The organism is Vibrio sp. D420a (assembly GCF_030248625.1).
Classification (GTDB): Bacteria; Pseudomonadota; Gammaproteobacteria; order Enterobacterales; family Vibrionaceae; genus Vibrio; species Vibrio fortis_A.
Map to the genome: position 1 here is coordinate 1 of NZ_JAHGAN010000098.1, position 1,281 is coordinate 1,281.

The following is a 1,281-nucleotide window of genomic DNA, read 5'->3' on the forward strand; positions in this document are numbered from 1 at the left end:
GCTGACCGCATGCTAGAGATGGGCTTCCAAGATGCAATTGATGCAGTGATTGATGCTGCGCCGAAACAGCGTCAAACATTGTTATTTAGTGCGACGTTCCCGAAACAGATCAAGTCGATTGCTGATCGTATTATGAATAACCCTGAGATGGTGAAAGTAGAGTCGACACACGATCACTCAAGCATCCAGCAGCACTTCTATAAGCTTGAAGGCACGGAAGCACGTGACGATGCACTAGAGCTGCTGTTACTTCATCACCAGCCTGAATCTGCGGTTGTCTTCTGTAACACTAAGAAAGAAGTTCAGAACGTAACAGATGAACTCGCACATCGCGGTTTCAGCGTAATTGAGCTGCATGGTGACATGGAGCAGCGTGAACGTGATCAGGCGTTGGTTCAATTCTCAAACAAGAGCATTTCGATTCTGGTGGCAACAGATGTCGCGGCTCGTGGTCTGGATGTAGACAACCTAGACGCAGTATTTAACTTTGAGTTGTCGCGCGACCCTGAAGTTCACGTGCATCGCATTGGTCGTACTGGACGTGCAGGTAGCAAGGGTGTTGCTTGTAGCTTCTTCAGTGAGAAAGAGATGTATCGCGTTGCTCAAATTGATGAGTACATGGATATGCCGATTGAGCCATCTGAGTTGCCAGCTAAACCAGTTGCGAAGCCATACTACTCAAATATGGTAACGATTCAGATCGATGGTGGTAAAAAAGCGAAGTTACGTGCTGGTGATATTCTAGGTGCCTTGACAGGCCAAGGTGGTATTGAAGGTAAGTCCGTGGGTAAAATTAACCTTTTCCCAATGCGTGCCTATGTCGCAGTCGAAAAATCGGTGGCGAAGAAAGCGTTACGTAAGATTGAGTCTGGGAAGATGAAGGGAAGACAGTTCCGAGCTCGAATTCTAAAGTAATTCGAACGACCAAGTTCTTGTGACGCCTTAACGGCACTCCGATTTCAAAGTGCCGTTAAGACTGTCCACACAGCTCTATTCATCTGGGCGAATAGAATAGAGATCATTGATATGCTTACCTTCACCAAGATACCAATTCATAGCTTCCTGACGATTGTTCGCTAATATCCTTACTGTGGTTATTTTTCCATCTTCAAAGTAGCAAAGCTCATATTCTATTTCGCTCGAATAATGAGGAATAGCGGCCATAGATTGCCTCCCAAATACTAACCTTCGATATTTTATGCAAATATCATACCTTTCTGTATGTTTAGTTGCTTATCTATTGGTCAATAAATTACGAAATTCATCACTGCCAACAATTAA

The 1,281-nt window shown here is 44.4% G+C and carries 2 protein-coding genes; one reads left to right on the forward strand and one right to left on the reverse strand.

The genetic code is table 11. The features are described 5' to 3' along the window. The coding region (locus tag KI743_RS24485; protein WP_285468592.1) for a helicase-related protein at nucleotides 1-915 on the forward strand (915 nt) is incomplete at its 5' end. A gap of 75 nt (nucleotides 916-990) precedes the next feature. Here KI743_RS24485 and KI743_RS24490 read toward each other — a convergent pair. Continuing rightward, on the reverse strand, nucleotides 991-1,164 hold the full coding sequence (locus tag KI743_RS24490) for a hypothetical protein (protein ID WP_032550409.1): 174 nt from the start codon (nucleotides 1,162-1,164) through the stop codon (nucleotides 991-993). Between the last annotated feature and the right edge of the window lie 117 nt (nucleotides 1,165-1,281).

Coding starts and splice junctions, on each gene's coding strand:
- KI743_RS24490 (WP_032550409.1), bottom strand. CDS start 1,164: ATGGCCGCTATTCCTCATTATTCGAGCGAAATAGAATATGAGCTTTGC.